The sequence below is a fragment of the Legionella saoudiensis genome (assembly GCF_001465875.1).
Classification (GTDB): Bacteria; Pseudomonadota; Gammaproteobacteria; order Legionellales; family Legionellaceae; genus Legionella; species Legionella saoudiensis.
The window spans coordinates 1,326,569-1,353,293 of record NZ_LN901324.1 but is presented as its reverse complement, the minus strand read 5'-3'; the positions used below and the strand labels follow the sequence as shown (position 1 = coordinate 1,353,293).

The window sequence follows — 26,725 nt, the reverse complement described above, 5'->3', positions numbered from 1 at the left end:
GCAACAGTTACTCAAAGCTATAGAAGCAACTACCATAGCTACCACCAATATCATTTTTTTCATGGCCGATCCTTGTTATGACTTATACCTTAACTATACTCCAGGATTGCGCATTTAACCAATTAAAATTCAATGATCTACTATTTGCAACCACTGCAATTTCCATAAATCAAAAAGAAACGATTGATTGGGTTTATGGTCTAAATAGGGTCTAGTATTAACCATTCGATGGTTGGCCAGCTCCCTAAGTAATTCTGGTGTTACCTCCTTAACCTCCCATTCGCAGCCATTAATAAAAAATTGCTGTATCTGGCCGGAGTTTTCCTCTACATAGGCAAAGCGGCACGAGGCATCACGCATAAGATTTACTCCGGATCGCAATTCCTGAATAAAGCTTGGCAAATCCCCCAGTTCATCTTCTTCTAAGGGCATAGGTAATTGCTGCTCAGCATTCTGATCCAGCCGGGTAGCAAAACAGCCAAACCAGGATTTCATTATTTGTTCATTATTGATCAATTTCTGTAAGAGTTTTTGTGCGCTTTGCCATGCTGGTTGAGTGATTTCTGAGGTATTTTTTAAGTGCGACCAATCTGGATCTTGATATAAATCTGTGAAAGCACCTTTTTCGGATAAGAAATCACCAATACTGTCCCATAATTCTTGACCTTGATAACTGCGATAGCCAAAAGAATAGGTCATACAGGCTTCAGAACGAGAAATACCATAATGCCCAACATGGGGTGGCAGATAAAGCATGTCGCCTTCTTCAAGGATAATTTTTTCTTCTACAGCAAAACGGTCCATGATACGTAATTCAAGATCTTTAAGGTAATTTTCCTGATTACATTCCTTCGTGGTTAATAACCATTCACGACATCCTTGTGCTTGATATAAAAAGACATCGTAGTTGTCATAATGTGGCCCCACGCTGCCATTAAGTGCTGCAAAGCTAATCATAATGTCATCAATGCGCCATTGGGGGAGAAAGTCAAAATAATCCAGCAAGGCATACACCTCGGGAATTAATCGATCTACCCCTTGAACTAATAAGGTCCAGTGGCTTTTAGGCAAAGTATTAAAATCTTGCTCTGAAAAGGGCCCACGTTTTAGATGCCATGCAGGATTTTGTTCTGGTGTTTCCCAAACAATTCGACTTTCAACATCTTCTTCCAAGGCAAGTCCGGCTAATTCATCAGGCGATAAGGGATTAACAAAACTGGGCAAGGCATTACGAATCACTAAAGGTTTTTTCTGCCAATATTCGCTAAGAAAAGTTTTTAAAGAAATATCTTGAAAATTGATCATCTATTACTCCAAGGCTTACTGCCGGTAGTTCAGCCAGAATTTACTTCTCCCATTGACGGAGGGAGCCATTGCTTGCATGAGCTGGAGCCGCATTAGAGGATAAATTTCCATCCCTTAGTAGTAGTGGCTCCAAATTGGTACTAATTGGAATGCAAAATCCGTTCTAATTCTCCGCGTGCTTGTCGGGCAAAGTTAATTAAATCCCTTTCTTGTTCAAAAAATTCAAATGATTGAATTAAAGTCGCCTCATCATGTTTTTTGAAAGCTTTAGCTTTTCGCACAATATCCTCATGCTTATACCCCAAAAATTTCATAACCTCTTTAGTCATGCTAAGCGAAGACTCAAAAACTTCCCTGATAAAGTAATCAACATTTAACTTATGTAATTCATAGGCATGTTGACGATTACGTGCTCTGGCATAGATTTTGAGATGTGGGAAGTGCTCTTTCGCTAACTGCACTATTCTAAGATTTGCATCGACATTACCCACCGTAACAATCAATAGTTTCGCGTTCTCTGCTCCTGCACTCTTAAGTAAATCAAGCCGGGTGGCATCTCCAAAATAGCCGATGTAACCAAATTTTCTTAACAGTTCGACTTGTTCGGCATTATTTTCTAATACGGTGACTTTGATTTTCTCTCCATTGAGTAGACGTCCGATAATTTGGCCAAAACGTCCATAACCAGCAAGAATAATGTCGTTGCTTTCATTAATTGAATCGTATTCTTTTTCTGGCAGCATACTCATGTAACGTGGCAAAATAATGCGATTATACAGCAGCATTAAAAAGGGGGTGGTTAGCATGGAGAGGGCGACGACTAAGGTGAAGAAATCTATAGTATTGTTATTTATGACTCGGGTTGAGCCTGCATATTGGAAGAGTACAAAAGCAAATTCACTTCCTTGCGATAAAGCAAAGGCTAAGCCGAAGGTTTGAAAATTAGTTAAATCAAAGTAGCGACCTAAAATATTGAGCGTTGTTGCCTTAATTAAGACTAAGGCCAATACAGCGCCAAGGATAAGCCAGGCCTGGTCTGAAAAGAGCGAAAAGTCCATGCCCATGCCTACAGAAATAAAAAATAGCCCAAGTAATAAGCCTTTAAAAGGTTGAATGTCGGCTTCAATGGCATGCTTATATTGAGAGTTGGCTAATACTACTCCAGAAATAAATGCGCCTAACGCAGGGGAAACACCTATGGATTCCATAAGTAAAGTGATGCCAATAACCAGGGCCAGCGAAAAAGCGGTAAACACTTCTCGTAGGTTGGTTTTCGCGATAATAAAAAATAAATATCTAGATAAATAATGCCCCACTAAAATAATGGAACCAATAACCCCAGCAACAATAAGCGCATGTAACCACTTCGGCAGCTGGATCATAAAGGAGGTTTCTTGCGGGTTGATTTGAATATGTCCAGTTAATTGCAGCAACGGGATGATAATTAAAATAGGGATTACCGCAATGTCCTGGAATAAAAGAATGGCAAAGGACGCCTCACCCTCCGCTGTTTTGAGCAAGTTTTTTTCTTGTAGCATTTGCAAAACTAGGGCTGTAGAAGAAAGCGAAAGGGCCATGCTTACTGCCAGTGTGGGCCGCCAGTTATAACCAAGCATGAGGCCAACTCCTACTAAAACAGCAGTGGTAATCACCACTTGTAGGCTACCTAAGCCTACAATGAGTTTTCTGAGCTTCCATAACATGGAGGGTTCGAGCTCAAGGCCGATTAAAAATAACATCATAATGACGCCAAATTCGGCAAAGTGCATGATCTGCTGGGAGTTGCCAATAAGTTTTAATCCGAAAGGGCCAATAAGCATCCCAACAATAAGGTAACCTAATACGGAACCTAGTTTAAATCGACTGGCAATGGGCACCATAATGCTGGCAGCAGCAAGAAAGATAAAGACATTTAGTAAAACATTTCCATTCATAATATGTAACCCGGGAATTTATTTAGCGTGACAATTTTTATATTTTTTACCGCTACCACAAGGGCAGGGGCCATTTCTGCTTATTGGTTGTTTCTTGCTCTTGGAAGGGGGTTCTTTATTGACCCCATCCACATAAAACCAGGAACCATTTTCTTGATGAAACTCACTTAACTCATGAATTACTTTTACTTGACCATGTTCCATAAAGCGCGCGCAAAACTCAACAAAGCCTGTATCTGAATCAGTTGGTTCAGCACTTAAAACTTCTAAGCCCAGCCAGGTAACACTTTTTGCCCATTGCTCAGCTTCTATGGGATTGAAGCCTACGAGCGTTTTACCGCTCATGGTTTTTTTTATGTAATCAATATTAGCCAGGCTATAAGCAGTATATCGTGAACGCATCAATTGCTCAGGTGTTTGTGGTACCTGGTGCTTTTCAAGATATAAACCACAACAATGTTCGTATGTTTTTGGGGTTCCGCAAGGGCAATATGTCATAGGTGCTTCCCAGGCAAATAATTAACCTAAAGATTATATGCGATATGAATCGAAATTTTTAGACTTATTCTTTTATTAGCTGCGTTTTCTCAGAAAAAACTGGCAGAAAAAAAATAATCAGTGCACAATTTCGCAAAAAATGTAAGTGGGTCATGACCCAACTTACATTCAATCATCTAATCAGAGGTCATCGAAAAAATGAATTCTTATTTACTGACACAGGACATTGAACACATCAATCAGCAAGAAAGCATTGAACAGTTAGAGCATGGAAAAGTATTATTTTTTCCAAACTATGTCTTTTCTGAAATTCACCCAAATTTAATGTCAGAAACCATACTTGATGGCAGCCGAAAAAATATTAGCTATGACTCTCAGAAAAAAAGTTTAAACGCCTATAAAAAGGATATACCCGGGCTTGATGCACAACTTATCCAAATGATGCAAGGATATGCTGATTTTTCATACAATTTAATCCAAGCAGCTTTACCCTCATATATTCCTCATTTACGCTGGGGACGTACTAGTTTTAGACCAGCCCAAATCAATGGACGTGTTAGTTCCAAACGTAAAGATGACACCCGTTTACATGTGGATTCATTTTCCGCCAGCCCCGTGCATGGATTACGTATTTTACGTGTTTTTTGTAATGTGAATCCTCATAATGAGCCACGTGTTTGGAACCTAGGCGAACCATTCTCTCAAGTTCTTGCGCGTTTTGCTCCACAAATTGCCACCTACAGCAAATTAAAAGCGAAGGTGCTGAAATGGACGAAAACCACAAAAACATTACGTTCCGCCTATGATCATTACATGCTGCATTTACATGATACGATGAAGCTTGATGATGCATATCAATCCCAAGTGAGTAAAACGCGTGTTGATTTTCCTGCCCAAAGCACGTGGATTGTTTTTACTGATCATGTATCGCATGCTGCATTGAGTGGACAGCATTTACTAGAGCAAACTTTTTATCTTCCAGTAGATAAAATGGCAAAACCAGAATGTTCTCCATTAATACAATGGCAAAAAATCAGGCCCGAAGTAGCTGTTTTTTAGGGCAAAATTCTCTTTACGAGGGAATGAATTGCACGTTATGATGGACCAGCATTAATTTTAACGAAGGACCGTCGTACTCATGCAAGGAGTTAAGTCACCTGAAAAAAGTAAGAAAAAATGGGTGATTCCCCCTGGATGGAAGAAACGCTTCCCCTCAGAAAGCTCATTAGGATTATTCATCCTGATTCTGGTGCTGCTTCTTGTGCTGGTATGGTATTTTTTTGCTAAAAAACATAATCCAAATCCGGTCAAGCCAATACCCATTGTTTCTGGAGTCGTCACAACGCGTGACGTGCCAATTTATATTTCCGCTTTGGGTACAGTTACTCCTGTTTATACTGTCACTGTTCAATCACAAATTAATGGCCTCTTAATGCAGGTTTTATTTAAAGAAGGGGATTTGGTTAAAAAAGGACAGCTCATTGCACAAATTGATCAACGCCCCTATGAAGCCTTATTAACTCAATACCAAGGTGATTTAAAACGAGATACTGCATTATTAGAAAATGCGCGAATCGATCTGAAGCGTTACCAAACTTTATGGAAAGAAAATTCGATATCGCAACAAACTTTAGCAACACAACAAGCATTAGTGAAACAGTATGAAGGTAATGTTGAAACGGATTTAGGTTTAATTCAGAGCACTAAGATTAATCTGATTTATTGCAATATTACGTCGCCAATCGATGGACGAGTTGGTCTACGATTAATTGATCCAGGCAATTTTGTACAAACTTCAACGACCAGCGGTATTGCTGTAATTACAACTCATGACCCAATCACTGTTATTTTCCCCATTGCAGAAGATTTCGTGCCTCAAGTAGCACCTCAGGCATTTAAGGGGAAGAATTTGGAGGTAAAAGTATACAATCGCCAGCAGAATAAGTTATTGGCAACAGGAAAATTAATTGCCCTGAACAATCAGATTGATCCTGCGACTGGAACGGTAAAGCTAAGGGCAATTTTTGATAATAAAGAAAGCAAATTATTTCCTAATCAATTTGTTAATGTGCAAATATTAGTAAACACTTTAACTAAAGCAACCTTGGTTCCTACCTCCGCCATACAACATACCACTTCGGAAGATTTTGTGTACATAGTGAACGCAGATCATACGGTAACCACAACTCCAGTGGTGATGGGACCTGCTAGTGGCGATGACACGGTAATTTCTCAAGGTTTAGCACCTGGACAACATGTGGTTATTGAAGGAGCGGATAAGCTGATGAATGGCTCCAAAATTATAGTGCAGGAGCATCACTCATCCAAAAAAACTAAACCGCATAGTGTCTCATGAGCATTTCTGGTCCATTTATAGCAAGGGCAATTGCTACCTCGTTATTGATGTTTGCGATTTTCTTAAGTGGGGTTCTTGCCTATCAATTGTTACCGGTTTCTGCGCTACCCGAAGTAGAATACCCTACAATCCAAGTTTCAACTTTTTATCCCGGTGCCAGTCCAGATGTTATGAGTTCCACAGTGACTGCACCGCTTGAGCGTCAATTTGGCCAAATGCCAGGTTTAGACCAAATGACATCCAACAGTTCAACTGGTTCATCGATTATTACCTTACAATTTAATTTGGATATAGGGTTGGATGTCGCCGAACAGGAAGTGCAGCAATCGATTAACGCTGCCAGCAGCTATTTACCTAAAGATTTACCCAATCCTCCGGTATACAGCAAGGTTAACCCTGCTGATACTCCTATTATTATTTTGGCGCTTACCTCAAAAACCCTGCCCTTAACACAAGTAGAAGACTATGCTGAAACTCGTTTAGTTCCCAAAATATCTCAATTATCTGGAGTGGGGTTAGTAAGTATTGGTGGTGGCAACCGCCCAGCGGTTCGCATTCAGGCTAATCCTAATGCCTTATCGGCTTATGGATTAACCTTAGAGGATGTACGCACCCTTGTCACTGCCTCCAACGTTAATGCTGCTAAAGGAAATTTTGATGGGCCACGCTTAGCCTATACGATTAATTCCAATGATCAGCTTTTATCTGCGGCGGTTTACAAGCCCTTGATTCTTTCCTATCAAAACCAATCGCCAGTCCGTTTATCAGATATTGCTAATATCATTGATGGCGCCGAAAACACTATGCAGGCAGCATGGGTTGATAAGGAGCCTGCGATTGTCCTAAATATCCAGCGGCAGCCTGGCGCTAACGTTATTGAAGTGGCTGAACGGGTAAAAAATTTGTTGGTACAAATGAAGGCAGCAATACCTGCTGGCATTAATGTTGAGATAATTACCGACCGTACTGTGAGCATCCGTGCTTCTGTTGCCAATGTGCAAATGGAATTAATGCTGTCCGTGGTCTTAGTAGTTATGGTAATTTTTCTTTTCTTACGGAAATTACCTGCCACAATTATCCCAAGTATTTCCGTTCCTTTAGCTTTGGTTGGCACTTTGGGCTTGATGTATTTATTAGGATTTAGTTTAAATAATCTAACGTTGATGGGGCTTACAATTGCGGCTGGTTTTGTCGTAGATGATGCTATTGTCATGATTGAAAACATCATGCGTTATATTGAATTAGGAGAAAATCCGATTGAAGCTTCCCATAAGGGTGCGGCCCAAATTGGGTTTACTATAGTTTCTTTATCCATCTCCTTAATTGCGGTATTAATCCCCTTATTATTTATGGGCGATGTAGTAGGGCGTTTATTTCGTGAATTTGCCTTGACGTTAACCATAACCATTGTGATTTCCGCCTTTGTTTCGCTAACTTTAACTCCGATGCTTTGTTCGCGCATATTAAAGGCTCAAAGTGAAACGAAGGCAAACTCTTTTGAATTGTATTTAGAGCGTCAATTAAATCGCTTAATCGATGTTTATAAGCGTTCTTTAAGCTGGGTTCTTTCTTCTCAGTCTTTTATTTTATTTATCTTTTTTATTACAGTAATTATTACCGCCATCTTATTGTATGTAATCCCCAAAGGCTTTTTCCCCATTCAGGATACAGGCATTATTCAAGGAATTTCAGTAGCCGCTGACTCCATTTCTTTTCCAGCAATGGCTGAACGACAACAGGCTTTGGCAGAGGTTGTTCTTAAGGATCCGGCAGTTGAAAGCCTTACCTCCTTTATTGGTATTGATGGTACTAATGTAACATTAAACAGCGGACGCATCCTTATTAATCTAAAACCTTTAGATGAACGTCCAGGTGTTAATCAGGTTATTAACCGTTTACAAAGTAAAATACACAATGTTACTGGGGCTACGTTGTACATGCAGCCTGTTCAGGATTTAACCATTGATACACTAGCAAGTCGTACTCAGTTCCAATACAGTGTAAGTGCACCAGACAGTGCTGACGTAGTGAAATGGGCAGAAATAATCGAAAATAAAATGCGCGAAATTCCCATATTAAAGGATGTTAATAGTGACCAGCAAAATAAGGGCTTAGTGACATTCATTAATGTAGATCGTGATACCGCATCACGATTGGGGATTACCATGCAAATGATTGATAATACTTTATATGACTCATTCGGGCAGCGACAAATATCAATTATGTTTACCCAACGAAATCAATACCGGGTTATTTTAGAGGTCTTGCCTTTCTTGCACAAAGCGGCTGTTGCTTTCGAAAACATCTACATTAACTCCTCGGTGAGTAAGGCCTCCACTTCGGGAGCATCGACTGCCGTATCTACACCTATTACCACCCCGAACACCCTCACGGTAAATAATCCAATTGGGCTTGGCTCGGCAACCATTACCACAACCAGTGGTTCTGTTCCACTAAAAGCGATTGCCAGCATTTCGCAAACCGTAGGTCCACTGGTGATTGCGCATAAAGATCAATTTCCTTCAGCAACACTGTCATTCAATCTCTCAGAACATGCCTCTTTAGGTGATGCCGTACGTGCGGTTAACGACATGCAAGATAAGCTTAATATCCCATTGAATGTGGAGGTAGGGTTTCAAGGCACGGCCAAAAGTTTTCAAAACTCTTTGGCTAATGAAGGATGGCTGGTTGTCGCGGCGATTATCGTCGTTTACATTATCCTAGGTGTTCTTTATGAAAGTTATATTCATCCCTTAACTATTTTATCAACGTTGCCTTCAGCATCAATGGGAGCTTTATTAGCGCTTTATTTAACCGATAACGAGTTAAGTATTATTGCTTTAATTGCGATTATTTTGCTCATTGGTATTGTATTGAAAAATGCCATTATGATGATCGATTTTGCTTTAGAACAAGAGCGACTTTATAAGAAGGCACCATTAGATGCAATTTATGAAGCGGCTTTATTACGCTTTCGTCCTATCTTAATGACGACGATGGCCTCTATGTTAGGCGCCATTCCCTTGGCGCTTAGCCATGGTATCGGTGGGGAATTACGACGGCCGTTGGGGATTGCTATCATTGGCGGCTTGATTGTTAGCCAGTTGGTAACCTTGTATACCACGCCGGTGATTTACCTGACTTTTGATCGTATTTCACGAAAAGTTATGGGCTATCGCTCCAATTTACATGGCGGCTTACCTCCTCCTGAACACGGTGAGGGAGTTTCTTAATGATATGCCGATGCCATGGATTAATACGCTGTACCATTCAAAAGAGGCTTAGCCATAAATTTCTCAGGATGACGTTAAAAAGTGAGAAGATACAATGAATATATCTTCCTTATTTATTAGTAAACCAATAGCCACCATTCTTTTGGCTTTAGGTTTAAGCTTTGCAGGGATTCTGGCGTTTAATTTATTGCCCGTAGCCCCTTTGCCGCAAATTGATTTTCCCACCATCAGTGTGCAAGCTTCATTACCCGGAGGGAGTCCTGAAGTCATGGCTACTTCTGTGGCATCTCCTTTGGAGCGGCAGATTGGGCGTATTGCGGGAATTACGCAGCTTACCTCCACCAGCACGCTTGGGCTATCGAGTATTATTGTGCAATTTGACTTATCACGAGATATTGATGGCGCGGCACGTGATGTGCAAGCTGCAATCAATGCCTCTTTAAGTCAATTACCTACCAATTTAACTAACAATCCCACGTACCGCAAAGTGAACCCCGCGGATGCACCGATTATGATTCTGGCTTTAACTTCGGATAAGTATCGGACTGGGAAATTATATGACATGGCCTCAACCATCCTGCAGCAGCGCATTCTCCGAATTGAAGGTATAGGACAAGTCAACGTTGGGGGAGGGTCTTTGCCGGCGGTACGAGTAGAGGTTGATCCCTTGACCCTAAATAAATATGGAATAGGTTTTAATCAATTGGCTACTACAATTGCTGAGGCAAATATAAACCAAGCAAAAGGTCTTGTTACCAATAATGATGGCACAGTCTCCGTTATTAAAAATAATGATCAAATGTTTAAAGCGGCTGAATATGCACCGTTAATTATCTCTTATCAGAACAATAATCCGGTGCGCCTTTCTGATGTGGCCCATGTGACCGATTCTGTGGCTGATGTGCATAATGCCGGCATAGCAAATGGTAAGCCTGCGGTGCTTTTGGTTTTATTTAAGCAGCCCGGAGCTAATGTAATTAAAACTGTCGATTATGTGAAAAAAATATTACCTCTGCTAAAAGCCTCTATACCCAAGGATACTGAACTAAACATATTAATGGATAGAACGACAACAATTCGTACCTCCTTGCACGATGTGGAGTTAACATTATTTATCGCCATGCTATTGGTTATTTTTGTGACTTATCTATTCCTGGGTAGTTTTCGTGCTATGTTAATCCCCGGGGTAGCAGTTCCTTTATCCTTGCTGGGTACCTTTGCGGTCATGAAGTTATGTAATTACAGTCTGGATAATTTATCTCTCATGGCACTTACCATTTCAACGGGCTTTGTCGTTGATGATGCTGTCGTTGTTTTAGAAAATATTACGCGTCACATTGCTATGGGCAAAAAGCCATTGCAGGCTGCTTTTGATGGCTCTAAGGAAATTGGTTTTACAGTAATATCCATGAGTATTTCGCTTATTGCCGTGTTTATTCCAATTCTATTTATGACAGGAATTGTGGGACGACTCTTTAGAGAGTTTGTGGTGACTTTATCCGTTGCAATTCTTATTTCTTTAGTCGTATCTCTTACGCTTACTCCCATGATGTGTTCACGCTTATTACATTCTAAAGAGGAAGAACCCAATCGCTTTATGCGCTTTATAGAGGCGGTTAAGCTCCGCTACAGTCATGGTTTGCGTTGGGTTCTTATTCATCCAACGATGATGCTGTTATTAACTTTTGCAGCCGTTTTATTAACTATTTATTTATATGTGATTGTGCCGAAGGGATTCTTTCCACAACAAAGAACGGATCGAATTGCCGGTTCTTTACAGGCCGATCAAAACATTTCCTTCCAAGCGATGAAGAAAAAAATGATTCAATGCGTTTCCATCATTAAGGAAGATCCGGCTGTAGCCAATGTTGCTGCATTTATTGGTACGGGGCCAGGGAGTAATACGGGCAACACCGGTACAGTATTTATTATGTTAAAAGTTCCCAAACATCAAAATATCCCCACAGAGCAAGTATTAGCTCGTCTACGCAAAAAATTAGCGGTGATTACTGGCGCAAGATTATACATGCAGTCTTCGCAGGATTTAACCATTGGCGGTCGTTCCAGTGCGGCTCAGTTTCAGTATACTATGTCCTCAGATAGTTTAGCAGATCTGGCAGTTTGGACTCCGCGTATCATGGAGCAACTATCGAAAATACCTGGAATTTCCGACTTAAATAATGATCAATTGAACCATGGTTTGCAAAGCTTTATTCAGGTCGAACATGATACCGCATCACGTTTTGGCATTACCCCGGAAATTATTGATCAGGAGCTTTATAATGCTTTTGGGCAAAGTCAGATTTCTGTAATGTATATGCCGCTGAACCAATATTTTGTGGTGATGAATGTGGCGCAAAAATATTGGCAATATCCGTCAATTTTAGAGCAGCTTTTTATAAAGTCGCCTTCTGGAAATGAGGTTCCCTTATCTGCATTTGCCAGTTTTAAGTCGGGCTCAACTTTACTGTCTGTGAATCATCAAAGCCAGACTCCAGCAGCTACGTTTTCCTTTAATTTAGCCCCTGGTACCTCATTGGGCGATGCGGTTAATACGATTACTACCATGATTAATGATATGGAATTACCTCCCACTATGAGAGGTTCGTTTCAAGGCACAGCTCAAGCATTTCAGCAGTCTTTTGCGAATGAAAAATATTTAATTTTAGCCGCTTTATTGGCAGTATATATTGTCTTGGGCATGTTGTATGAGAGTTTGATTCATCCTATTACCATCTTATCGACTTTACCCTCAGCAGGAGTTGGGGCTTTGCTCGCCTTAATGTTATGTGGCACGGATCTTAGTATTATTGCTTTGATTGGAATTATCCTGTTGATTGGGATTGTGAAGAAAAATGCCATTATGATGATTGACTTTGCTTTGGAGGCAGAACGAAACGAAAATAAAACCCCTCGCGAGGCCATTTATGAGGCCGCATTATTACGTTTTCGACCTATTATGATGACCACGATGGCGGCCTTATTGGGTGCCTTACCCCTGGTTATTGGCTTTGGAGTAGGGTCAGAGTTACGACGTCCATTAGGTATTGCAATTGTTGGTGGTTTGATTTTAAGTCAATTATTAACCCTTTATACCACACCAGTGATTTATTTAGCATTGGATACCGCAAGCATCCGCGTTCGTCGTTGGGTTGCGCAATTTAAATCTACTCGAGGTGCTTATGGTCAATCAGCCTAATCGATTAGCCAAAGGGTCAGCAATGACTCTTATTGTCACATTGCTTACATCATGTATGGTTGGGCCTAATTATGTGCGTCCAAAAGTCGTTGGACCCTATGAGTTTAAAGAAGCTAAGGGTAAAATGGTTGCCGGGCCTATACGTAAAAACTGGAAGCCCATAGAGCCTCAGGATGAAATGGATCGTGGCGAGTGGTGGAAATTATTTAATGACCCAGTGCTTAATGATTTGGAAGATCAGCTCAATCACCATAACCAAAATATCGTGAATGCTGAGGCAAATTATCGCCAATCGTTAGCCATCGTAAATGAGGCGCGAGCCAGCCTCTTTCCAACAATAACGAGTGCCTTTAATATCTTTAGACAACGCCAGGGTGGAGGCTCCACTTCATTTATTAGTACATCAGGAGGCACGACCTCTGTTGGTACTGCATCAACAGGAAGCGGCACTACGGCAAGTACCATAACAAACTACACAGGAATTCTTAATGCAACCTGGGAGCCAGATATTTGGGGTTTGGTTCGTCGTACTATTGAGGCCGATCGTTCTTTAGCAGAATCTAATGCGGCATTAATTGGTGTAACTCGTTTGTCAGCTCAGGGCTCTTTAGCACAATATTATTTTGAATTGCGGACTTTAGATAAAAATCAGCATTTCTTAGATGAAACGGTTAAGTCTTACAAAGGGATATTGCGATTTACTAAGAACCAGTATCGCTCTGGGGTGGTTTCACAAGCAGATGTAGTGCAAGCTGAAAGCCAATTGGAAACTGCTCAGGCCGCAGCATTGAATAATGGTATTTTACGTGGTCAATATGAGCATGCCATTGCGGTATTAATTGGACGCCCTCCGGCATTTTTATCATTAAAAAATATGCCTTTAACTGCCAAAGCGCCAACAATACCGTTAACAGTTCCCTCGATTTGGCTAGAACGGCGCCCAGATGTGGCGCAAGCAGAACGTTTAGTCCAGCAAGCAAGTGCGCAAATTGGTGTTGCGGTGGCCGCTTATTTTCCTACCTTAACGCTAACTAGCTCGGGAAGCGCCTCAGCAAATAGTTTCCACCGATTAATTCATAAGCCCAACCTTGGTTGGTCAATGGGATTACAAGTAGCAGAAACTATTTTTGATGGTGGTTTACGGGCAGCTACTGTATGTGCTGCCAAGCAGGCCTACCTTGCGCAGGTAGCATCATATCGGCAAGTGGTTTTAACGGCCTTCCAGGATGTAGAGGATAACCTTATTGCCTTGCGCATTCTACGCCAGCAAAGCGTATTCCAAGATAAAGCCGCTGCTCATGCACGTTTAGCGCTTAAATTGGTTGTGAATCAGTATAAAGCTGGGACGGTGCCTTATTCCAATGTATTAACCGCCCAAGTTACGGCTTTTTCTGCGCAGCAATCGGCTAATAATGTAGATGGCTTGCAGATGAGTGCTGCGGTTGGATTGATTAAGTCTCTAGGTGGCGGCTGGGTGAGTAAGCCAGTTAAAATAAAAGGGCGAAAAATATGCGTTGTAAAAAAGAATTGTGGACGGCGAACGCACGAAAAGTCATAATTGCAGGTTGGGTCGTGACCCAACAAGGATCTCCGCCTGCGCGAAGATGACATTTTTATCTTATTAAGAGTTCAGTATTGCGAGAACTTCTATGAATTCAAATCGTAGCATAATCAAATTAGCTTTTGCGCTCTGTGTAATAACCATGGGGGTTAATTTACATGTTCCACTTTACGCAGTATATGCTTATCGTGATGGCTACGGTTTAATAGCGACTACAATTGCTTTTTCTTGCTATGTTGCCGGCGTTCTACCCGTGCTATTGATATTAGGAGGCTTATCTGATCGTATCGGGCGTCGCCCAGTGATATTAACTTCCATTATGCTCTCAGCTTTAGCAACAATATTGATGTTAATCTCACCTCATATCACCACATTAGCAATAGCAAGGTTGTTATTGGGGATTGGAACAGCGCTCATGTCAGCCACTGCAACTGTTTACATGATTGAATTATTAGATAAGGAAGATCTTTCAGTTGCGGCCAATTGGGTAACAGCAAGTACCTCTATCGGATTTGGAATAGGTCCAGCTCTGACGAGCATATTTTTATTCTCAAACAACTCATTATCCCCTTATAGTTTTTGGTTACATCTTTTTTGTTCCGCGTTGGCATTTGCATTTTTGTGGAAAATGCCGCAACAAGCTGAATGTGGAATGAGTAATTCAATGTTGCGTCTACCATACTTTCCTAAAGGAGCTGTATGGTTTGGTGGGGCCGTTTTACTTTCATGGGCAACAACAGGATTGATTATATCAGTACTTCCCTCTGTGTTGGCTTTCCATAATTTAGCGCATTGGTCTGGAATATCGACGTTGATAGCGATAAGTTGCGGGCTACTATTTCAACCACTTGCTCGAAAACTCGAACCAACCTATTCAACACGAATAGGTTTAATTATTCTTTTACCAGCCTATGCTTTATTAGCCTGGGGGGCTTTGCATGGAGTGCTTTTTGCCGTGTTGTGTGGAGCATTAGCTGCTAGTAGTGCTTGCTATGGATTTGTATACCTTGGCGGGCTTGGCGGGGTTTCTAAACTGGCTGGTGAGCAAAAAGCGAGAGCCAGCGCTGGGTTTTTCCTTATGGCCTATTTAGGTTTCAGTTTACCCGTCGTGTTTACTGGATTTCTCGCGGATATTTATGGTCGAACTACCGCGCTCTTGGTTTTTGGGGTGTTGCTTTTTATTAGCATAACCCTTGTAATTCGAGGCCTGGGTAGTGTGAGCCGTAAAAATAATAGTACTGAAGGGATGAGCCTTCCTTTTGCTATTAAAAGTTGAGCTCGTAAACCAAAATCATGCTGGAATTGTAGATAGGAAGGCTATTGCTTTTTTTTCAGTAAGTTTGTTATTTATGGACAAAGATTCAATAAGAACAATTTAAGATTTATAAAGCCTGATTAATAAGGGTTAACCAGGCTTTACATGCAAAAAACAGTCGATACTTCAGGACTGGGCTTAATGCAACAGGGCCGGTTCCTGCAATTCTTCAATCACCGCAGCTAATTTCTCACTAACCGGAACCCCAGTCTTTCTCAATGTTTGAACTAAATGTTCTTTGGCCTTTATCGGGTTAGTCAAATTAAAACAAATAACCTCAGCAATTTCCGCAAGAAAACAGTCTGTGCTTAGTGCTTTTGCTTTTTGTATTAATTCCTCAGCGTGAGCATTATTTTCTTGTAATGCCGCAACCAACGCTAATCCGCCCCAACCATCTGCTAATTCAGCGACCTGATGCGTTGCAATTTGATAGGCATTGAATGCATCATCTAATTTATCCTGCAGCAAAGCACACCAGCCTAAAGCAATACGGCAATCATAAAATTCCGGATAAATTTCTATCGCTTTTTGCAAGCTGTATTCTGCACGCTCAAAATCCCCCTGGTTCATATGCGCACTGCCTAAAGCAAACCAGAGGCGGCAATCGCCTGGGTTTATTTGCAATAGTTTTTCAATATCTTCAACCGTTGTTTCCTGAGTAGTAAGACCTAACATGGAATGGACTAACTTGGCATCATAATTATCTGGATTAAATTCCAGTGCTTGGTTTGCTGCCTGAATAGCTTGCTCATTTTCATCGCGGTCGAAATGTAACAATGCAAGAAGACCTAAAGTTTCCGCATCATTGATGTCATGAGTTAATACGTCTTTTGCTAAGTCCAATGCCTGATCTAATTCACCTTGCCCATGGTGTATACGCGCCATTAATCGTTTTGCTTCTGGATGATGTTCTCCCTCTATAACTGGGGCTAGAGTTTGCGCTGCGTTTTCTAAGTCGGAATTAATAAAATAGATAAAACCAAGATTGTAGCGTAAGGCGGGTGTGTCTTCATACGTTAAGGCTTCCATAAAATTTTCTTGAGCTTGAGATAAAAGGCCCCGATTTAAATGAAGTAATCCTTGATGACCAAGACAGGCAATACGGTCAATTTCATTGGCTTGATTAAGGTATTCTTGAGCTGCATCTAAATCATCGAGCTCTACGTAGAGATCACTGATTTTTACTAGTAAGCTAAGATTGCTTTTATCTTGTTCCAAATAAGAAAGATGGCGTTTCAATTGTTCTTGGACTTGTTGATTGCTCATATGGAGGATTCCTTGTCATTTGAGGTTGTTAAAAACTGGGGAACTATAAGCCTAACTTATAAAAAAGGCAAACCCTATATAGCGCATTAACCGCTGCTCATCCTATCCAAATTTGTAATCAGAACTATAGCGCTGCGAATCCATTATGAACACTCAGCTTCAAAATATGCTATATCTTAATAAATGAAATAATTAGTAAATTCTTAAGGTTATTTGCATTGACTATAATAGGCCACGGTATAAAGTCCCCGGAGACCTTTTACAATGATTATGGTCTAAACGGATTTGACAGCTAATTATTTCCCACATTATGATGATGTATAAATACTACTCAGGGAGGGTGTTTTATGCTTGGGATGGTTGCATGGGAAGATGTTTGGAATGTAATTAATTTTGCCAAAGATAAAAATGGAGATTGGTTTTTACAAGGTCCTACCCGAAGATTTATTGAAACATATAATGCTCGACCTGGTTTTTTTACACCGTATAAAAATGGCTATGAATTTTCTGGTGGTTTATTAGCTAATATCGTTTACCCCAGTACATTGAGTATCTTTTCTGGATTTTCTGTTGCCTGTGTTATTTTTGGCGCAGTTCTAGGAGTAGGCGCCTCGCTTACCGCAACAGGGGCAGCACTTTTTGGTAGTTATGAGTTTTGTGATGAATCAATTGATAATGCAGCGGCTGCATTTCACATAGCGGGCTTAGGATTAACTGCATTTGCAATCAGTAGCCTCTTACTTGCGGTCAGCTTATTCCATGCGCCCCTGTCTTTTCTTACACGCTCAGGGAGTACTATTTTTTCTCTGCTAAAGACTTATAGCTCATCAGGTGAGAGCGGGTCTGAAGAAGAAAGAACCCATGAAGTACATGCAGTGAGAGGCTAAATTTATGGGCATATTTATTTGACACCATATTTTTCAACCGTATAATGATTATTTTTTGGCCATCTTGCTGGAGAACGGTATGCTTGGGTTATATGGCGAACGTGAAGTAAATTATATATTTTCAAATGACGTAAATTCTATGGAAGAGGCTGCGAGCAGAGCGCTGGAAACATACCGCACACGCCCGGGGTTTTTTACTCCCTATAAAAAGGTAACTCACGCAATTGGAGAGTTTATCGCCCCTGTTATTTATCCTCTTGCAGGTGGGACTCTCGCCGTGTTTTCAGTATTCTCTGCTGCTTTGGCCGCAACATTTGGGATTGGCTGTTTATTAGTCGCTATGGGGGCATCGCTATATGACAATCCAACTCTTGCAAATGAAGCGTTTGATTGGGTAAGTGGGACCTTACAATTTATTGGGAATGCATTAGTTCTTGCGGTTGTTGCCGCGGCGGTAGGTATTCTTAGCTTTCCTCATAGTGTAGCATCGCTGGTTACTCGTTCTTTAGCTACGGCAGCTCATTTTACTACTGGGTATACTGATAATTATGAGTATCCAGAGGAGGATGAGGAGGACACTCTTTGCTTCCTCCTCTAAGCAAAGCATTAAGCCAGGGCATAGCTCGTATTATTCTTTACTAATACGGGTTGTGTGCTGGTCTAAGCTAAATTTGAAAACTGCCAACTAATGCTTGAACAACCAAATCCCAGCCGTCAATTAAAATAAACAGCAAAATTTTAATGGGCAATGAAATACTCATGGGCGGCATCATCATCATCCCTACAGTCATCAAAATTCCTGACACAATGAGATCAACCAGTAAGAAGGGTAAGAAAATCATAAATCCGATTTGAAATGCGGTTTGTAATTCACTTAAAATAAAAGCGGGAATTAATTGGTAGAATTTAATTTCTTCTGCAGAAGAGGGCAAAGGTTCTTTAGCTAATTGTAAAATAACCTTCATATCTTTTTCTCGAGTTTGCCGCAGCATAAATTTTTTTAAGGGCTTAACGGCATTATCAAGTGCAGCTTCTGTAGTAATTTGATGCGCTTCATAAGGTTGATAGGCTTCAGTATAAATGGCTTTAGCTACTGGCATCATGGTAAATAAAGTTAAGAATAGGGACAAACTAATAATTACTGTATTTGGTGGCGTCTGTTGCAATCCTAACGCATTACGCAACATGGACAGCACTACCACAATACGGGTAAACGAAGACAGCATAATTAAAATACTGGGAGCCAAACTTAAAACGGTAAGTAAAGCAAATGCTTGTAATGCAGGAGAAATATTTTCTTGATCCCAATGAATTGGTCCTATATTGGTTCCAGAGGCAGCAAGTGCCGTTAAGGGGCAAAACAACATAAAACAAAAAATAATACGCGAAAACATCATGATGAAGGCTTAGCCTCCTGCACTGGATGAATGGCTAAGGAATTTTGATTATCGGCAATTAAAAAACGCTGGCCTTGGTAGTCAAGAATGTAGACTTGCATTTTATGGTGAATGGGAATTTTTTCAATGAGCTGACCTTGGGAGACTTTTTTTACTAATCCTTTTGAGCGCTTGGCTATGATAGAAAGTACGATAAGGAGAATTAGCAAAACAGCTAGATAAGGAATCCAGTGGATATGGTTAATTGGATCTTCTTTAAATGGCAGAGTACTTTGGGCATGAAGTACGGGAGACACGAGCAAGCCCAAGAGCAACCACCTTTGTTTTACTATGTTATTCATGCCTTAATTTCCGTAATCTGTACTGCAAAGTGATCGTCATGGCTCATTAATTCACCACGAGCAATTACGCGGTCATTTAAGAGAATTTCTACCGGCTCATTCGTTTTTTGTTCCAGTCGTAATTCATGACCGGATTTGAGCTCCTTTAATTCAGCAATACTTAAATTTAAGGTACCAATACGTACAGTGCATTGCACTTCAATATCACCAACTAAACCCAGATAGTTTGGGTTAATAAATTGGCCTTCTTCAGTTTGTGGGGCATGTTCTTTTAAATTAACTTTTTTTACAGTAATACTCATGACTTCCTCTTTAATACAATTGATTTATGGGATGCGGATTGGCCTAACTCTGCTTCAGCGAATAGCTCTTTGCCGCTAGTAACTCTTAATGGTTCAGTTAATGGGTGCTTGGTGCTAAGGACATCACCGATTTGTAATTGCGCCAGACCTTTTATTGATAAGTTGCTGGAACGAAGTTCTAGCGCTAAATAAATTTTTTGTTCGGTTAATGCCTCATCCAGGGAGCTTAATGGCGTACCTTTGCTTTGGTATGCGGGCAGTTGCTGATAAATCCAATCAGGGTTTACGATCAACCTAAAATTATTGTGCTCGCAAGTAAGGGTAAGAAGTACACTCGTAGAGCCTGCATAAAACCAGTTGGGATTTTCTCCCTGATAGGGTTGCAGTATGCTTTCTTCACATTGAAAAAACTTATGTAGTAATTTTAAGAAAAGTTCTTTGCTTGTTGCATGGAAGCTAGATTGGTCACGACCAAATACGGCGAGAGTGATCACGCTCAAATAATCACCTTCAATAAAGCCAAGTTCATCATCATGCTCCTGAAGCACACAGGCTTGTTCGATACGATAGTTTTTAGGCGTCATAGCCAAATGCAAGCCAAGAGGAATACAGCTGTATTCCTCATTCCAAGCATCCAGTTCTTGCTTAAATTGTTGGTTTAACTGGTGTAATTCTACCGCATTAATTAATCGATAGGGTTTCATAATTTGGTTTCCAACTCTTCTAATAATTGTTTGTCTATATCCATAATCTGTGAACAAGCCTGGAACATTCTTTGTAAAACGACAATATTGGCAAATTCCATGGTGGGATCGACGTTAGACGCTTCCAAATTGCCAGATTTTATGACATCTAGCTCTTTGGTCTTTGCATGTCCATAATGAATGCCATGGGTAGTTTTTGCTCGAAAGAAGTTGTCTTGTGTTTGGATTAGATTGTTTTCCATATCATCAAACTTGGCTATGCCGATGTAGATGCCTTTAATGATTTGCTCATTAGTATAGTGGTACGATATTAGGCCTTCTTCATCAATCGTAAGTTCGTATTGTGTTCCCTGAGGATAACCATCGTTTTGGTGGATTTCGATAGTGGTGGTTGTCGATTGCTCACTAGAGGGCTTTCCTAGCTCTACGTATTGATCTAGCCCATTGTTACCGTCTCCAAAGTAAACTGTAACTGGTTGTCCATTTAGAGATAATTGAATTGTGCTGTTTTCTGAGAGTACACCCTTAGAAAAAAAACCATTCTCATCAAATTTTATTATTTGCCCATATGTGAGGATCTCATTGTCCTTATCATATTTGATGCCCTTTAATTCCCATGCTGTTGGTGCGGCTGGAGGATTAGTATTCGAATCCGTATTTGTAGGTTTATGGCCTTCTTGAATGTCAGTAAACCTCAGGGTTACAGTATGGGGATTTCCTTGTGCATCATAAATATCTTTGAGCTCAAAAGAGATATCCTCATAGATAGAATCAGATATTTTTGGGTTTCTTTCTTGATATATAAATTTACCATGAATAAAGACATTTCTAGTGGCTTTTCCTGCAGAAATTTTAGGCCCTTTCTCATAAATAGAAGCCAAATTGCCAGCATCATCGTAGCCTTGTACCTGCCCACCTGTTTTATAATCAGTCAAAACACCATTTTCAAATTTGAAATGTCCATCACGAGTATAAACCAATTCGTTATTTTTTAGTTTTATCACGAAAAAACCATTACCCACGATGGCCAAGTCAGTACCAGTACCGGTTTCCTGATGATTACCTTGCTTAAAATTAATCGAGGAGCCATGAACACGTACCCCATGGCCGCTTCCTTCTTCTCCATGCCCATTGCCTAAAGAGGAATAGAATACTTCGCTACGTTTAAAACCATGGCTTTGCATATTCGCTATATTGTTCGAAGTGTTTTGCAACCCATAACTGGCCGCAAGCATTCCTGAAAGGCTGCTGTAATAAGCATTTGTCATTTTTGCTCCTTATCAAATTCTGTTGTGTGCATTAAACTACGAGACCATTGAGATCTATACTTCAACCTCAAGAACCTGGTCTAACTTAGCCTTAATATGCTCGTTCCCCACATAAACCATAATTTCATTTTCTTGCAAAAATACGGACTTAACTTCACCAGATAGATCCTGCCCCTCTATTTTTACCTTTTTACCTAAAAGATTAAGGCTGCGATTTTCCTGTGCTATTTTTAATAATTCCTGTATTCCCTGGTTCGTTCCAACAGCTTGCTGCAATGAGGAAAACTGTGCCATCTGAGCCATAAATTCACGGTTATCTATAGGTTTTAACGGGTCTTGATAGGTCAATTCTTGCATGAATAATTTCATGTACTCATCTTGCCCCATGCTAACTGCCTCAACTGGTTCAGTCATTGTTTACTCCATTAATAATTAAGCGGCTTAAAACCAAGCCTTTTTTCTTTAAATAATTGTGAATGAGTTGCACCAGCTCATTCTGTTCTTGTTTATCCAATGTATGCAGATTTAAGGTTAGCTCTGCTTGTTCGCCCTGAATAAACAGGTGATTGTTTTTAAACTGTAGGGTGGTAGTCACGCTATTCGAGGAGCTGGTCGCTGCTTTGATTGCCGATGCATCTTGGGTCAATTTGCTGATATGCATTGGCAGAGGTAATGATGATTGTTCTAAGGCTTGTTTCAGCTCCATCATTAGTGGGGCAAATTTATTTTCGGGCGAATACGATGGAGCCGTGTTATCTGTTGCCGTCACCAATGTATTTTGCAATTCAAAATGTTGGAGGGCACATACGTGGGCAGGAATAGAAAACGCCGGCCCATTTTGTTTAGGGAGCATCTGCTCTGTTTTCGCTGCTGGCAATGGCTTGGCATCAAAGTGTAATTCAGAGTGTTGTAGCTGAGTTTGGTGCTCCCAGTAATATTCATCTCCTGAACTTTGCTTGGATGGGCTATTTAACCAATGTTCAAAGTCAGCAGACGATTGCTGGTTTGCATGTTGTTTGGTCTGTCCATGGCATTGTGGTTGTGACTGGTTAATTTTCCATATTCCTATTAAAATCATTTACTCAACCCCGCTGAACAACCCACTCATCTAAAGCATTATTTTCCGCTTTCTTCTGTTGCTCCTGGAGCTCAGCCTGCTCACGTTCCAAATATTTTTCTAACATTTTTAATTCTGTTTTAATGCGTTGTATTTTTTCCTGCACATTCTTTTCTGTGTCTTGATGCTGTTTAAGCGTCATATTCAACTCTTCCTTTTTTTCATGTTGTTGTGTTATAAAATTGAGCCGGTTAATTTCAAAATCAGGATTAATAATTAACGAATTAACTCCCGCTTGTTGTATTTGCTCATCCAGCGTTTCCATCTCTTGGCGCACTTTTTGTAATTGGTTTTGTGTCTCATGTAATTGCAAATTAAGCTCATTAAGTTGCCAGTTTAATTTGGTCATCAGTGCTGACAGTGACTTATTCATAATAAAATCTCTTTAAAGTGGTGCATGAGTTCATTAAAGGATAACGGCTGTTTTGTATCCTGAATGAGTAGCTGATTGATCGCCGGCATACGCTCAACTGCAGTATCCAGATGGGCATTATTCCCAGGCTTATAAGCACCCAACTCAATCAAATCTTTATTTTGCTCATAAATACTTAACGTGGCGAAAATCTGGTTCATTAGTTGCTGTTCTTCCGCACTAACTAAATGCTTAGCCAACCGAGAGACACTTTGCAGAATGGAAATCGCCGGGTAATGACCCCGTTGTGCCAATTCACGTGTGAGAACAATATGTCCATCAAGAAGTGCACGCATGTGGTCGGCTAAGGGCTCATTAAAATCATCCCCTTCAACCAAAACCGTGTACACTGCGCTAATACTTCCTTGATCTTTAAAATTTCCTGTACGCTCAACAATACCCGGAAGCAGTGCAAAAACACTGGGGGTATAGCCGCGGGCAGTAGGGGGTTCCCCCAAACTGAGGCCGATTTCTCGTTGGGCCATGGCAAAACGGGTAATCGAATCCATAAATAACATGACTTGTTTGCCTTGCTTGCAAAAGTATTCCGCAATTGCTGTGGCGGTATAGACTGCCTGACGACGCCTCAAAGCGGATTCATCACTGCAAGAAACCACCAACACGGATTTTTTTAAGGTGTTTTCATCCAAATGATTGCAGATAAAGTCATTGACCTCTCGGCCACGCTCACCAATCAGCGCAATGACATTAATATCTGTTTGCAGGTTTTGCACCATGTTGCCAAGCAAGGTACTTTTCCCTACACCACTACCGGCAAAAATACCAACTCTTTGTCCCTTACCTAATGGCAGTAAGCCATCGATAGCCTGGATTCCCGTGCTCAAACGTTCACTAATCGGCAAACGGTTAAATGGATTAATCTTTTTATTTTGGGTAAAGACTCGGTGTTTGTGGTGTAAACACAAACGCTCATCAATCGGTTTCGCAAAGGCATCAACCGCATGACCTAGTAAGGAGTCACCTACGGCAATACTTAATGGATTTCCTGTGGCCCGTACTTTATAGCCCATGCAAACCGGGGCAGAATCATAGGGCATTAGATAGACTTTTCCTTGTTCAAAACCAATGACCTCTGCTTGCATAATCGGTTGATGATGTTGATCCAGGATATCGCAAACCTCACCAATGAATGTTTGTGGCGGCCCATTGGCAACCAGCTTTAAGCCAATGAATTGCTCAATTTCTCCTAAACGCTCAATGGCTAAGAGTTCATTAATCCATGGATGCATGCGCGCCTCGCTGCTTTAGTTGCAGTAAAACTTCTTTGAGCTTATCGATTTGTTTTTCGATGCCGGCATCAAAAACACCATGGCTGGTTTTAAGGACATAACCTCCTAAAGCTAGTGAGTCATCCGTTTTTATTTTTAAACCATTTAAATGCGCGGCACTTAATTGCATGGCGCCATTTTGTAAAGCAGCAATATCTTGCGGGTGCAAGCACAGTTCAACCGATTGCTTGTCATTTAATTGCGTAAGAATGTAGTTAATTTGCTGACTTAGGGCCTGTTGGTTGTTGCTGTTTTCTACAAAAAATTGTTTGCTGATTAGCAATACAATATCGGCAATTTCATTTGCCAAATCCAGGCGATTTTGCGCTACTGCTTGAGGTAGCGATGCCAGCATTTGCTCTAATTGCTGTTGGCGTTGGCTATTTTCTTGTTCAAGCCGAGCACGTTCTTCTATTGTTCCTGCTAAATAGCCTTGCTCATAAGCTTCTTGGCGAATTTGTTCCCATTGTGTTTCATCTACACTAGGCGTCGCAGGAATTACCTCCTCAACTACCTCAGGAACTTCTTGGTTTAAAAAAATCTCCTCCTCGCTGACTAAGACATTTTTATAGAGTGTCGCCATGAGGCACCTCCAGCTGCTCTCTAAAACTCAATTGTTTTCGCCATTGTTGAAAGAGGTATAATTTCGATGCCGATTTCAGCTTTTGTACTTGGGAAGTTAATTCCTCTTGGATTTTTTGTTTTTGCATGCACGTTTCTAAAAACCTGTGCTCCCAGGAAAATTGTCCTTGTTCCAGAATAATAGCGATGTAAAGCGGGTCTTCCTGGCTTAGCTTTTGGCAAAAGTCCGGTAAGGTAAATTCTTTTGGTGCAAGTTTGGGGCAGGGAAGATGACGAAATTTATTTGCCTCTTTGAGCAGCGCATGACCTTGCACCTGTTCAAATTGCTCACGTTGTATCGGCGTTAATTGTTTAAGTACCCAGCGTTGATCGGCAGGTTTTAATTTGGCTAAACTAAGCACGATTTTTTTTAATTCATTATTCATGATGATTTAGCCATTGGGTTAACTCGATTAACAGTTGCTGGCGTTTTTTTTGCCGATTGCGCTTTAAGAGCAATACTGTGGAACTAGCAAATACTGTCAGTACTATGAACAATACAAGTGCCTGCCATTTTCGTTCTTCATTCCATTGTTCCAAGGAAAGGTCGCTAAAATGTTTTGTGCTAATTTCCTGGGGGCTTGGTATGACAGCGATTTTTACTGCTTTAGGCGCGCTAATTAAGGCTTCGACACTGATTACATCGCCACGCTTTTCATCAAAACCCACGGTACTTTTTATGAGTCGCTGAACTTGAGCAATAGTTTTAGCATCAGTTTTTTGTGGTAAAACCACACTGACTGAAAGCCGTTCAATGGTGCCATTTGCTCGTTTAAATAATTCTTTTTCACGGCCAAACTCATAAGTTTTTTCTAAAGTTAAATCCTGCTTACCTTTCTGATTTCCTTTTTTATCTATCGTAGAATGTTTGGTTTGTTTTTCGTGGGTAATTTGTCCTTTGGTTTGTGGTTTAACTAATTCACGTTGTAGTTCATCATAATTAATGGCTACATTGATTTTCACCATAACCTGATCTTTGGCAAAGATCGTTTGCAACAGTTGCATGACTTTGTCATTCAGATAATGTTCTATGGTTTTTTGCGCGGTGAAATGACTGGAGGAAGGGTCTTCCTCCGTGGCCGATAAGGTATTCCCGTTTTGATCCACTACCACCACATTAGCTAAACTTAAATGCGCAACACTTGCAGCAACTAACTGTTGGATGCTGTGCACTTGTTTAGGTGTTAAGGCCTGTTTTAAATGCAAGGTCACCGAAGCTTTAGGCTGATTGTTATCACGGTCAAATAAATGGCTTTCCGGAATCAGTAAATGCACCCGTGCTTGTCGTATTTCATCAATGCTGGAAATAGTGCGCTCCAGCTCACCTTGCAAGGCACGTTGGTAATTAATTTTTTGCGAAAAGTCCGTCATGCCGAAATCATTTTTATCAAACAATTCAAAGCCTACATTGCCAGCTAATTGCATGCCTGAACCCATGATTTTCAAGCGGGTTTTTGCCACCATATCCTTATCAATTAAAATATCCCGGCCACCATTGCGAAGCTGATAGGAAATACTCTCCTGATCCAATTGGCTTAAAACCTTGTTCGCATCCTGTTCGTCCAAATGATTAAATAAAATAGCGTAGGAGGGAGATAAAGCCCGCCAACTAAGTATTATGGTTATGATGACAATACCAGTAACGCACGCAATTAAACTGAATTTGCGTTTTGCTTCCAAATTGCTAAACCAGAGGCTGGCTGTTTGTAAGTAATTCACT

At 40.7% G+C, this 26,725-nt stretch carries 24 protein-coding genes; 8 read left to right on the top strand and 16 right to left on the bottom strand.

The annotated features are described in order from the left end of the window. Window positions 1-129: 129 nt before the first annotated feature. The 3 genes from BN3124_RS14815 to BN3124_RS14805 form a co-directional block, all read right to left on the bottom strand. Window positions 130-1,305 carry a JmjC domain-containing protein gene (locus BN3124_RS14815; RefSeq protein ID WP_058535535.1) on the bottom strand — a complete coding sequence of 392 codons (1,176 nt, stop codon included), beginning with the start codon at window positions 1,303-1,305 and terminating at the stop codon, window positions 130-132. Window positions 1,306-1,445: 140 nt separating this feature from the next. After that, entirely contained in the window at window positions 1,446-3,239 is a 1,794-nt protein-coding gene (locus BN3124_RS14810; protein ID WP_058535534.1) for a monovalent cation:proton antiporter-2 (CPA2) family protein, read from the bottom strand. Between the two features lie 18 nt (window positions 3,240-3,257). Continuing rightward, window positions 3,258-3,737 carry a YchJ family protein gene (locus BN3124_RS14805; protein ID WP_058535533.1) on the bottom strand — a complete coding sequence of 160 codons (480 nt, stop codon included), beginning with the start codon at window positions 3,735-3,737 and terminating at the stop codon, window positions 3,258-3,260. 198 nt (window positions 3,738-3,935) lie between these two features. On the opposite strand from BN3124_RS14805, the gene BN3124_RS14800 reads away from it, so the two are divergent. From BN3124_RS14800 to BN3124_RS14775, 6 genes are all read left to right on the top strand, one after another. After that, window positions 3,936-4,796 carry a Kdo hydroxylase KdoO gene (locus BN3124_RS14800; RefSeq protein WP_058535532.1) on the top strand — a complete coding sequence of 287 codons (861 nt, stop codon included), beginning with the start codon at window positions 3,936-3,938 and terminating at the stop codon, window positions 4,794-4,796. A gap of 79 nt (window positions 4,797-4,875) precedes the next feature. Beyond that, complete coding sequence (locus BN3124_RS14795; protein ID WP_058535531.1) at window positions 4,876-6,093, top strand: efflux RND transporter periplasmic adaptor subunit; 1,218 nt, start codon at window positions 4,876-4,878, stop codon at window positions 6,091-6,093. Next, window positions 6,090-9,326 (top strand): efflux RND transporter permease subunit, encoded by a 3,237-nt coding sequence (locus BN3124_RS14790; RefSeq protein WP_058535530.1) that lies wholly within the window; start codon window positions 6,090-6,092, stop codon window positions 9,324-9,326. Before BN3124_RS14795 ends, BN3124_RS14790 begins: the two co-directional genes overlap by 4 nt. Before the next feature lie 94 nt (window positions 9,327-9,420). After that, on the top strand, window positions 9,421-12,525 hold the full coding sequence (locus BN3124_RS14785) for an efflux RND transporter permease subunit (protein WP_058535529.1): 3,105 nt from the start codon (window positions 9,421-9,423) through the stop codon (window positions 12,523-12,525). A gap of 22 nt (window positions 12,526-12,547) precedes the next feature. Then, window positions 12,548-14,083, top strand: coding sequence for an efflux transporter outer membrane subunit (locus tag BN3124_RS14780; RefSeq protein ID WP_230849151.1), 1,536 nt, complete (start codon window positions 12,548-12,550; stop codon window positions 14,081-14,083). 91 nt (window positions 14,084-14,174) lie between these two features. Then, window positions 14,175-15,362 carry an MFS transporter gene (locus tag BN3124_RS14775; protein ID WP_058535528.1) on the top strand — a complete coding sequence of 396 codons (1,188 nt, stop codon included), beginning with the start codon at window positions 14,175-14,177 and terminating at the stop codon, window positions 15,360-15,362. A gap of 177 nt (window positions 15,363-15,539) precedes the next feature. Here BN3124_RS14775 and BN3124_RS14770 read toward each other — a convergent pair whose 3' ends face one another. Continuing rightward, complete coding sequence (locus tag BN3124_RS14770) at window positions 15,540-16,667, bottom strand: tetratricopeptide repeat protein (RefSeq protein ID WP_058535527.1); 1,128 nt, start codon at window positions 16,665-16,667, stop codon at window positions 15,540-15,542. A 347-nt stretch (window positions 16,668-17,014) separates the two neighbouring features. On the opposite strand from BN3124_RS14770, the gene BN3124_RS14765 reads away from it, so the two are divergent. Next, on the top strand, window positions 17,015-17,554 hold the full coding sequence (locus BN3124_RS14765) for a hypothetical protein (protein ID WP_058535526.1): 540 nt from the start codon (window positions 17,015-17,017) through the stop codon (window positions 17,552-17,554). Between the two features lie 79 nt (window positions 17,555-17,633). Beyond that, complete coding sequence (locus BN3124_RS14760; protein WP_058535525.1) at window positions 17,634-18,152, top strand: hypothetical protein; 519 nt, start codon at window positions 17,634-17,636, stop codon at window positions 18,150-18,152. 67 nt (window positions 18,153-18,219) lie between these two features. On the opposite strand, the gene fliP is transcribed toward BN3124_RS14760, so the two are convergent. The 12 genes from fliP to fliF are packed head-to-tail and all read right to left on the bottom strand — an operon-like array spanning window position 18,220 to window position 26,724. Further along, on the bottom strand, window positions 18,220-18,951 hold the full coding sequence (gene fliP / locus BN3124_RS14755) for a flagellar type III secretion system pore protein FliP (RefSeq protein WP_058535524.1): 732 nt from the start codon (window positions 18,949-18,951) through the stop codon (window positions 18,220-18,222). Further along, window positions 18,948-19,292 (bottom strand): hypothetical protein, encoded by a 345-nt coding sequence (locus tag BN3124_RS14750; protein ID WP_058535523.1) that lies wholly within the window; start codon window positions 19,290-19,292, stop codon window positions 18,948-18,950. Before BN3124_RS14750 ends, fliP begins: the two co-directional genes overlap by 4 nt. After that, entirely contained in the window at window positions 19,289-19,594 is a 306-nt protein-coding gene (locus BN3124_RS14745) for a FliM/FliN family flagellar motor switch protein (protein WP_058535522.1), read from the bottom strand. Before BN3124_RS14745 ends, BN3124_RS14750 begins: the two co-directional genes overlap by 4 nt. After that, window positions 19,591-20,298, bottom strand: a complete 708-nt coding sequence (locus BN3124_RS14740; protein ID WP_058535521.1) for a FliM/FliN family flagellar motor C-terminal domain-containing protein — start codon at window positions 20,296-20,298, stop codon at window positions 19,591-19,593. Before BN3124_RS14740 ends, BN3124_RS14745 begins: the two co-directional genes overlap by 4 nt. Further along, on the bottom strand, window positions 20,295-21,566 hold the full coding sequence (locus BN3124_RS14735) for a flagellar hook-basal body complex protein (protein ID WP_058535520.1): 1,272 nt from the start codon (window positions 21,564-21,566) through the stop codon (window positions 20,295-20,297). The genes BN3124_RS14740 and BN3124_RS14735 overlap by 4 nt, the downstream gene beginning before the upstream one ends. A 54-nt stretch (window positions 21,567-21,620) precedes the next feature. Next, window positions 21,621-21,980 (bottom strand): flagellar hook capping FlgD N-terminal domain-containing protein, encoded by a 360-nt coding sequence (locus BN3124_RS14730; RefSeq protein ID WP_058535519.1) that lies wholly within the window; start codon window positions 21,978-21,980, stop codon window positions 21,621-21,623. Beyond that, window positions 21,973-22,644 (bottom strand): hypothetical protein, encoded by a 672-nt coding sequence (locus tag BN3124_RS14725; RefSeq protein WP_058535518.1) that lies wholly within the window; start codon window positions 22,642-22,644, stop codon window positions 21,973-21,975. Before BN3124_RS14725 ends, BN3124_RS14730 begins: the two co-directional genes overlap by 8 nt. A 4-nt stretch (window positions 22,645-22,648) precedes the next feature. Beyond that, window positions 22,649-23,056 carry a flagellar FliJ family protein gene (locus tag BN3124_RS14720; RefSeq protein ID WP_058535517.1) on the bottom strand — a complete coding sequence of 136 codons (408 nt, stop codon included), beginning with the start codon at window positions 23,054-23,056 and terminating at the stop codon, window positions 22,649-22,651. Continuing rightward, entirely contained in the window at window positions 23,053-24,345 is a 1,293-nt protein-coding gene (locus BN3124_RS14715; RefSeq protein ID WP_058535516.1) for a FliI/YscN family ATPase, read from the bottom strand. Before BN3124_RS14715 ends, BN3124_RS14720 begins: the two co-directional genes overlap by 4 nt. Further along, on the bottom strand, window positions 24,329-24,967 hold the full coding sequence (locus tag BN3124_RS14710) for a FliH/SctL family protein (RefSeq protein WP_058535515.1): 639 nt from the start codon (window positions 24,965-24,967) through the stop codon (window positions 24,329-24,331). Before BN3124_RS14710 ends, BN3124_RS14715 begins: the two co-directional genes overlap by 17 nt. Next, the gene (locus tag BN3124_RS14705) at window positions 24,951-25,391 is read right to left on the bottom strand and encodes a hypothetical protein (RefSeq protein WP_058535514.1); all 441 of its coding nucleotides are present in this window, start codon (window positions 25,389-25,391) and stop codon (window positions 24,951-24,953) included. The genes BN3124_RS14710 and BN3124_RS14705 overlap by 17 nt, the downstream gene beginning before the upstream one ends. Continuing rightward, the gene (fliF, locus tag BN3124_RS14700) at window positions 25,384-26,724 is read right to left on the bottom strand and encodes a flagellar basal-body MS-ring/collar protein FliF (protein WP_058535513.1); all 1,341 of its coding nucleotides are present in this window, start codon (window positions 26,722-26,724) and stop codon (window positions 25,384-25,386) included. Before fliF ends, BN3124_RS14705 begins: the two co-directional genes overlap by 8 nt. Window position 26,725 lies beyond the last annotated feature (1 nt).